At 73.8% G+C, this 7803-nt stretch carries 6 protein-coding genes; 1 reads left to right on the top strand and 5 read right to left on the bottom strand.

What is annotated here, in order from left to right; all coding sequences use genetic code 11:
- Positions 1 to 119: 119 nt before the first annotated feature.
- The 3 genes from ACFVHV_RS42590 to ACFVHV_RS42600 form a co-directional block, all read right to left on the bottom strand.
- Complete coding sequence (locus ACFVHV_RS42590) at positions 120 to 920, bottom strand: ADP-ribosyltransferase (RefSeq protein ID WP_380359086.1); 801 nt, start codon at positions 918 to 920, stop codon at positions 120 to 122.
- A gap of 145 nt (positions 921 to 1065) precedes the next feature.
- The gene (locus tag ACFVHV_RS42595) at positions 1066 to 1656 is read right to left on the bottom strand and encodes an isochorismatase family protein (protein WP_359913522.1); all 591 of its coding nucleotides are present in this window, start codon (positions 1654 to 1656) and stop codon (positions 1066 to 1068) included.
- Positions 1657 to 2002: 346 nt separating this feature from the next.
- Positions 2003 to 3937: an ABC transporter ATP-binding protein gene (locus tag ACFVHV_RS42600; RefSeq protein ID WP_380359089.1), complete on the bottom strand. Its 1935-nt coding sequence runs from the start codon at positions 3935 to 3937 to the stop codon at positions 2003 to 2005.
- A gap of 691 nt (positions 3938 to 4628) precedes the next feature.
- Between ACFVHV_RS42600 and ACFVHV_RS42605 the strand changes: the two genes are divergently transcribed.
- Positions 4629 to 4796 carry a hypothetical protein gene (locus ACFVHV_RS42605; RefSeq protein ID WP_380359092.1) on the top strand — a complete coding sequence of 56 codons (168 nt, stop codon included), beginning with the start codon at positions 4629 to 4631 and terminating at the stop codon, positions 4794 to 4796.
- Positions 4797 to 5030: 234 nt separating this feature from the next.
- Here the strand turns inward: ACFVHV_RS42605 and ACFVHV_RS42610 are convergent, their stop codons facing one another.
- Both ACFVHV_RS42610 and ACFVHV_RS42615 read right to left on the bottom strand, forming a co-directional pair.
- Positions 5031 to 6185 (bottom strand): hypothetical protein, encoded by a 1155-nt coding sequence (locus ACFVHV_RS42610; protein ID WP_359913513.1) that lies wholly within the window; start codon positions 6183 to 6185, stop codon positions 5031 to 5033.
- Between the two features lie 465 nt (positions 6186 to 6650).
- Positions 6651 to 7388, bottom strand: a complete 738-nt coding sequence (locus ACFVHV_RS42615) for a TNT domain-containing protein (RefSeq protein ID WP_380359095.1) — start codon at positions 7386 to 7388, stop codon at positions 6651 to 6653.
- Between the last annotated feature and the right edge of the window lie 415 nt (positions 7389 to 7803).

Below are 7803 nucleotides of genomic sequence, written 5' to 3' on the forward strand. Positions count from 1 at the left end.
GGTCGTCGACCCCCCTGGCGCGCGCCCGGGGGCGGGGGTGGCCCCGGCGTGGACGACCCGCGCCACCCGCCGCGGGGCCGGCCCCCCGCCCCCCCCCCCGGCGGCCGGACGGCCGGCGGTCAGTGCAGCCAGGGCTGGTAGTTCGGGTTGTCCACGCAGCCGGACTCGACCAGGGAGGCGGTGGCCCGGTCGACCGGGCAGGCCCGGCGGATGAAGTGCCGGTCCACGCCGCCGGGGAACGCGACCTCGACCTGGTCGGCGTACTGGTGCTGGTCGCCGATGGTCGCGTTGACGTCGATGCCGCCGGGGGCGTCGATGAAGTAGTCCCAGGGCACCTTCTTCCACTTCTTGTACAGCTCGGGGTCGTAGGTGGTGCTGACGAACGGCGACGGCTGGTTCTGCAGGACGTAGCTGGTGATGTCGTACTGGCCGTTGACGGTGTCCTTCGGGCCGAAGCCCTCCTCGAAGATGACGGACGGATCGCGGCCGTCCGAGCGGAAGAGCGGGTGGCAGTCCTTGCGCCAGTGCGGTTCGGGGGTGATGCGGGGTACGTCCACCCGGCGGTCCACGGCGGCGTACAGCGGGTCCGGGCCCTTGGGGAGGTTCTCGAAGGTGCTGGCGGGGAGGGTGACGGCGGGCCGGACGGCGCAGTCGTCGGCGCGCAGTTCGGCCTCGTCGGCGAAGTCGATCCGGCGGCCGTCCAGGAGGACGGCGACGGCCTCGGTGCCGAGTTCGCGGACGATGACGCCGTCGCACTGGGGGCCGCTCCAGAGCGCCTCCCCGCTGGGGTCGAGGCAGCTGAAGGGGGCGGGTTCGGTCGCGGCCGCGGGGGCGGCGACGGCCGGGATCTCGGGGATGAGCACGACGGCGCAGGCGAGGGCGACTGCGCCGGCGGCCGTGCGGATGCGGATATCGATCACGACCGTTACCCTGGCCGTCCCCTGGCCCGGAGATGTCGCAACTCACCCGGTCAGGGGCGTGTCCTCGTCGCAGGTTGACGCTCCCGGCCGTCCCGGTCCGCTCGGACCCCGGGTGTGCGAAGGGCGGCGGGCCCGCCGTATCGCGTCAGGCGTGGACGACCGGCACACCGGTCAACTCCACTCCCGCCTCGCCGAGTTCGGCAAGGGCCCGGGCAGTGGTGTCGGCGGCGACGCCCGCGGTGTAGTCGAGCAGAACGCGGACGTCGAAGTCGGCCCGCACACCGTCGAGCGCGGTCGCCTTCACGCAGTGGTCGGTGGCGATGCCGACCACGTCCACCTCGGTGACCTCCCGCGCGCGCAACCAGTCCGCGAGCCCGGTCCCGTCCGCGGTGAAGCCCTCGAAGCCGCTCTTGGAGGCGGAGTGCGCGCCCTTGTAGAAGACCTCGTCCACCTTCGTCCCGACCGTGGGGGCGAACTCGGGGTGGAACTCGCCCCCCTCGGTGCCGGCGACGCAGTGCACGGGGAAGGAGTCCTTGAAGTCCGGGTGATCGGAGAAGTGGCTGCCCGGGTCGAGGTGGTGGTCACGAGTGGCGACGACGTGGGTGTACTCGCTGCCGGCGGTGCGCCCGACGAGATCGGCGATGGCCCGGGCCCGCCCGGCGCCTCCCCCGACCGGAACGGCTCCGCCCTCGCAGAAGTCCCTCTGTACGTCGACCACGATCAGTGCACGCCCCACGGCACGGCCTTTCTCACGGGATCCTCGGCCCCCACCCGTGCCCTGTCGGAGCATGGAACGCGCATTCCACCCGCGATGTTCACCCGGGCCGAGCACACGCCGCCGCGGCGTGCGGTGCGGCGGCGTGCGGCGCGGTACTCCGGGCCGGGTTCACCGTCCCGCGGGCGACGGTCGAGGCCACGCCGTGGGCGCCGCCCGGGGCCGGAGCCGCCCGGGCCGTGCCCGTCGGGGGCACGGCCCGGGGACGACGGGCTCCCCGCCCGCTATCCACCCGCTCCCTTCTCCTCGGCGCGGACTCCCACGAGGCCGCCCGGGAGGGCCGGGTCGCTCGGCACGTCGGGGTCGATCACTGGTCGGTCCCCTCGTCCTCCCGGACCGGCTGGGTCCGCTGGGCCGGGAGGCCGGTGCGTTCGTTCTGCAGGTCCCACAGTTCCCTGAAGCGGCCGCCCTCCTCGGCCACCAGCTCGGCGAACGTGCCCTCCTGGAGGACCTTTCCGTCTTCGAGCACCACGATCCGGTCGGCGACGGCCACGTTGGTGAGCCGGTGGGTGACCAGGACGACGGCCCGTTCCCGCGCGACCGCCCGCAGGTTCTGGAAGATCCGGTGCTCGGCGCGCGGGTCGAGGGCGGCGGTCGGCTCGTCCAGGACGAGCAGCCCGGCCTCGCGGTGGAACGCCCGGGCGATGGCCAGGCGCTGCCACTGGCCGCCGGACAGTTCCTCGCCGCCCATCCACTCCACTGCCAGCAGGGTGGACAGCCCCCGGCGGAGCTTGGCGACGACGTCGGCCGCCCCGGAGGCGTCGGCGGCGCGCAGCACCGCCGCGTCGCCCTCGGCGGTGGGCTGGCCCAGCGTGATGTTCTCGCGGCAGGTCAGCGGCCAGCGCGCGTAGTCCTGCGGGACGACGGCGACCTGGCGCCACAGGGCGTGCGGGTCGAGGTCGCGGGTGTCGCGCCCGTCCCACCGCACCGATCCGGCATCGGGCAGGTAGAGCCCGGCCAGGAGCTTGGAGAGGGTGGTCTTGCCGGAGCCGTTCTCCCCCACCAGGGCGAGGATCTCGCCCCGCTCGACGTGCAGGTTCACCCCGTCCAGCGCCTTGCGGTCGGAGGCGGGGTAGGCGTAGCGGAGGTTCTCCACCGCGATCCGGCGCGGCGGCTCGGGGGCTTCGGTGCCGCGCCGGGGCCGGTGGCCGCCGGCGGTGTCGAGGAAGCTCGACCAGTCGTCCAGGTACATGCCGGTGCGGAAGAGGTCCGCGCCGTAGCCGACGATGCCGCGCAGGCTGGTTCCGACCGCGGTCAGGGCGAACACGGCCGCGCCGCCGCGCGGCAGGCTCATCCGGCCGGTGCTGACCAGCCACAGCATCGCCGCCCACACCAGCGCGCTGCCGAGGCCGGAGGCGGCGGCCCCGATCACCGACACCCGGGCGCTCTGCATCGCCGCCCGCCGCGACGTGGCATCCAGCCGCCGGCCGACCTGGTCGTACTTGACGAGCAGGAACTCGCCCATGGTGTCGGAGCGGACCTGGTCGGCGTTGCGCTTGAGGTGGATGTACCAGCGCAGGTTGGCCATGATCCGGCGGTCGCCGACCGCGGCCCGGTTCGCCAGGAACTGCACCCGGGCGGCGTGCACCGACGCGATCCCCTGGGGCAGCGCGGCGAGCACCAGCAACGGCAGGAGGGCGGGGTGGAGCACCGTCAGCACGCCGGCCGCACCGAGGAGCGAGGCGAGGGAGGCGAGCAGGTTCTGCGCCTCCCCGACGATGTCCACGCAGACCTCGGCGCCGCGGTCCGCGGCTTCCAGCTCGTCGTTGTAGCCGGCGTGGTCGTAGGCGGTCAGCTCGGCCGCCACGGTGGCGCGCAGCACCGCGGCTTCGGCCTCGCGGGAGATCCGCGGCGACAGGTGGATGGTGATGGTGCGGATGGTGATGCCCAGCAGGGAGCGGGCGCCGGCCGCCGCCGCGATCACGAGGATCGACGGCGCCGCGTGGGCGAGCTTGTCGTCGACCCGGCCCGGGCCGAACAGCGCCGAGATGGTGCCGGTGGTCGCGAACAGGCCGGCCGCGCCGAGCACCGCGGACACCGCCTGGCAGACCAGGAGCAGCGTGACGGAGGTGCGGTCGATGCGCCAGCCGAGGCGGAACGCGCGGACGACGAGCGCGGGCAGGCGGCGGGCCATCGCGTTGACGCCGATCGCCTCGATCGCCTCGATGCGGCGCCCGTCGGCGAGCCACCGCAGTTCCTCGTCGGCGGCCTCGGCCGGGGTCGCCGCGGTCGCGGCGCTCACGCGATCGCCTCCTTGCTCGAAGCACGGGCCACCAGGGCCGCCGTGACGGGTGGGACGTGGGTCGCCGGGGTGGGGTGACAGGCCACAGATCCTCCAGACGCAGAGCGGTGCGCGGACGCGCGGAAGCACCGGCACCGGCCCGGACGAGAAGCTCAAGTCTGCTTCTCCAAGGCCGAGTTGACGGTATTGACGGAGTCGTTACGGGTGGATGGCGTCCGATGATGGTGCTGTTCGAGCGCGGCGTTCAAGTGGATTTGCCTCCGGGCGAGCCCGGGTCGAACGGGGACTTTTCGAGCATGTTCCGCGTGCGGTCCGGACCGCACGCCACGCGGTCGTCCACGGGACCGGGAGGGCGGCGGAGCCCAGTGCGCAGGCGGCGAGAACGTGTTCGAACACGGCCTTCCGGGCGGGTCCGAGGGGGCCGCGGACACCCCGGCGGGCGAGGAGGCCGCGCAGGGCGGGGCCGCCACCGGATTCACCCGTTCGGGGAGTCGGGCGGAGTCGGGCGCCCGAGCGGGTTCCGGGCGCCGGGCGCACCCGCGCCGACCGCGCGCCGAGCAACGCGCGACCCTTCGCATCAGGGGAAGGCGTTCGGAGCCGCGCCCGGCCCCAGCGTTCGCTTCACCCCACCACGGGCCGGGCCGCACTGCCCGACCCGGCACTGTCAGTGCCCCCCGGTATGTTGCCGAGCATGACCACAGTGACGAGCGCGACCGCGTTCCCCACGACCACCGGACAGCCCACCACGACCGGGCGCACCCCCGGCACCCCCGCCCACGGCTCCGCCGCCACCGTCGAGGTGATCCCGCTGTGGGCCGCCCCCTGGTCCCCCGCCGCGCAGGCCACCGCGCAGCGCTGAGTCGACCGGCAGCTCGCCGGCCGCCTGCTGCCGCGGCCGGACCGTGGTTCCCACCGGCCCGTCACACCGGTTCCGGCGGTGCGGTCAGTTCAGGCAGCCGGCGGTGCGGTCAGTCCAGGCAGCCGGCGGTGCGGTCAGTCCAGGTAGCCGGCCGTGCGGTCAGTTCAGGTAGCCGGCGGTGCGGTCAGTTCAGGCAGCCGGCGGTGCGGTCAGTTCAGGCAGCCGGCGGTGCGGTCAGTCCAGGTAGCCGGCCGTGCGGTAGCCGCCGCGGGCCGTGCGCTCCACCTCCGAGGCGCCCCAGGTGTGGGGCACGGCGAGATTCCAGCGGGACCGCAGGATCGCGTGCTCCTCCCGGTTCCGGGTCACGTACCACTGCCCCATCCGGCACCACGCCAGCGGCTCGTCGGCCTCGGTGGCCACCGCCCGCACCAGTTGCGCCGCCTGCCGGGCGACCTGGTTCTCCAGCGCGGCAGCCTGCGCCTCCAGGTACTGGTTCATCCGGTAGGTGGCCTGGTCGCCGTGCTGGAACATGGCGTACTCGGATTCGGCGGCCATGTGCAGGGTGCCGTTCCCCATGGTCACCGTGCCGCTGCGCACCACCTCCTCCTGGGAGTTCCGTGCGATCCCGCTGTTGAGGCGGTTGAGCAGATTGGCCTTCTCGGGGGTGGCCTCCGGGATCTGGCCGCCACCGGTGCCGCCCTGCGCGGAGTAGACCTCGTGGAGGTCGTAGTCCCCGGTGTAGAGGTACTGCTTCCACCGCGGGTCGGTCTTCAGCTGGGCCAGCTGCGGACCGCCGTCCGTCTCGTTCATGTCGATCGGCACGTACTTCTCGCCCCTGGGGCCGGTCCGGACGATCTCCGGGTCCGTCATCGTGTCGGGCAGGCGGGCGATCCGGACGCCGGCCAGGCCGTCCGCGTTCCAGTGGCCGACGAAGCCGCTCAGGTCGTGCTGCTCCAGCAACTCCAGTACGCGTTCCGGGTCGCCCTGCGTCTGCCCGGGCCCGGGCCCGTACTTCTTGCGCACGGACGCGGGCTTGATGGACTTCTCCAGGATGGTGTGCGGTTTGGGCTTGGCCCCTTCCGCGATGCGCCGGATGGAGTGCTCGCCGGTCTCACGGACGGCGATGGTGTACTTGTGCTTCCTGCACACCTCGGAGATGGCGGCCCAGTGGTTCTCCCACACGATGTTCCGCAGCTCGGACGACCGTCCGCCGGGCGTGACGGTCTCCCCGTCGTACGTGGCGGCTCCGCAGATCCGCAGCACGTTGTTCGGGTCCATCCGCGTCTGCGGCCTTCGCGGCGCCGCCGCCTGGTCGCCCGTCACGCGTTGGAGGGCCGGCGCCGTCCGGCGGTCGTCCGGGCCGGCGCCGTCCCGCTGCTCCGCGATCATGCGTGCCGTCGTCGCGTTGCCGACGGTGCGCTGCAGGGCCTCGGCACCCCTCGCAGACGCGGCCTCCGCCGCGGGTCGTGTGCCGCTGCCGGACCGTCGGGCGGTGGCCGCGTCGCGATGAGGACGCCCGGCCTTCTGCGGCTGTTCCCTTGAGTGCATGCTGATCCCCCTCGGTCCCCTCCGCCTCTTTATACCGGGGATGTCGACGAACGTGGAGGGCAGTCGCGGCCCGGCGCACGGAAGTTGGCCCCTCAGGGCATCGGTTCTGCACCGCGGGACGCGAGCCCGGGTCCCCTCCCGGCCGGGGTGTCCCGGCAGATCCGCGGACCGGGCGGGGATGTGCCCCTGGGGGCGGCGTCACCCGTGGGCGTCGCCCCGGGGCGGACATCAGGAAGGCCTGCCCGCCGACGCGGCGCGGACGGCAGCACCGGGTGCCGCCGTCCGCGCCGCCGATGCGATCGGCCGTCAGGCACCGGTGGGTGTCACCGCGCACTGGTCGTCGTTGACGACGGCGAGGTACTGCTCGGCGACGAGGACGTCGATCTTGTAGTCCTTCTCGCCGAGTTCCTTGGGCTTGAGGGTCTTGTCGAGCCACTCCTGGATTCCGCCGCCGGGCATGCCGTAGAAGGCCGCGACGTGTCCTCGCCGGACGTCGAACGGCTTCAGCACGGACAGGCAGTGGTAGACCTCGCCGTCGTCCGGGTCGGGGTTGAGCGAGTCCGGCGTCAAGGAGCGCTGGGTGAACGGTGTGCCGGGGTCGGAGAGGTAGCCGCCGTGGAGCGCGCCGAAGCGGTCGAGCCTGGTGCCGACCGGCACCGTCCACTGCGTCTCGTCGACCACGCCGTTGATCTGCTGGAAGCCGCGGTCGGGAGCGTAGACCCAGTCGCCGCTCTGCTTCGGGTCCGTGTTGGCGTACAGCGTCACGAAGTGCGGGGCGCTGAGCCCGCCGAAGCGCTGGTAGCCCCTCAGCAGGGTGGCGGTCGGCTCCGTGTTCGGTAGGGCGGCGGGGCCGAGGCGGGACTGCCCGCAGTAGTACAGCTCCGGGTGGGGGTCCGCGGGGCCGTCCGGGCATTCGGCGGAGCGGACGACTCCGGCACCCGCCGACCGGCCGGCGGCGTCCTCCGCGGCCGCCACTCCGGCGAGCGGCAGGGCACAGGCGAGGGAGAGGGAAAGGGAGAGGGCGAACATCGGGCGAAGGCGCACGGCGTGCTCCGTTCCTTGAGGTGTGGGATGTCGTGGGGTGCAGTGGGGGCGTGACGATTCGTCCGCTGCCCGCCGACGCTGCCGGGGCTCTTCCCGGCGCGCTGGGCGTCCTCGGCCGCGGTGGAGCCGACTGAGGTCCCGTGGGGGGAGACTTCGGCCTCCGGCGCGGTGCGGACATCGCGCCGACTCCCCGAAGTCCGTCATTCGCACACGGACGATAGGGTCGGCGGGCCGCCTCGGCGGCAAGCCACGCCGGGCCTCCGCCGCGGGCCAGCCGACCAGCCCTGCGGACTCGGCCGATGGCGGCGCTCCCGCCCCCCGGACGCCGGGAGCTCCACCAGGGGACCCGCGTCCGAGCGGCCGGACGTGCCCGTGGGCGGCGAAGCGAAGAGCCGGCCGGGCGCCGCGGGAACGC

Origin of the sequence: Kitasatospora sp. NPDC127116, assembly GCF_042677365.1 — a bacterium.
GTDB lineage: Bacteria > Actinomycetota > Actinomycetes > Streptomycetales > Streptomycetaceae > Kitasatospora > Kitasatospora lactacystinica.